Here is a 529-nt window from a genome sequence, read left to right on the forward strand (position 1 = left end):
TCCCGGAAGCGCCGGTCCGTCGCGGCGGCGTCCTGCGCTGCGGCCTCGTCGGGATCGACGGTCACCGTCCCGGCGCCGCCGTCGACGAGGACCCGGGACCCGTCGGCCACCTCCGTGAGACCGGCCGCCGCGACCACGCAGGGGATGCCGAGCTGGCGCGCGATGATCGCGGTGTGGGAGGTGGGGCCTCCGTGTTCGATGACGATCCCCAGGACCATGGCCGGGTCGAGGCCGGCGGTGTCGGCGGGGGCGAGGTCGTCCGCCAACAGGACGCCTGGCTCGTCGAACTCGGGGATCCCCGGTTCGGGCAACCCCCGGAGCTCGGCCACCACGCGGGCACAGATGTCGCGCAGATCGGTGACGCGCTCGGCCTGACGTCCGCCGACCTTGGTGAACATGGCGACGAACGTCTCCGTGGCCGCTATCGTGGCCGCCTCGACGCCCAGGCCCTTCTTCAGTTCCTTGACCACGGCCTTGGCCCACCCCCGGTCCCGCGCGAGCACGGCGTTCGCGGCCAGCACCTCGGCGC

1 protein-coding gene is annotated in these 529 nt (G+C 73.7%); it reads right to left on the minus strand.

Annotated features, from left to right (window positions below; genetic code table 11):
• The coding region (locus IY392_RS16335) for a PEP-utilizing enzyme (RefSeq protein ID WP_255542116.1) at positions 1-529 on the minus strand (529 nt) is incomplete at both ends.

The organism is Dietzia sp. SYD-A1 (genome assembly GCF_015356725.1).
GTDB lineage: Bacteria > Actinomycetota > Actinomycetes > Mycobacteriales > Mycobacteriaceae > Dietzia.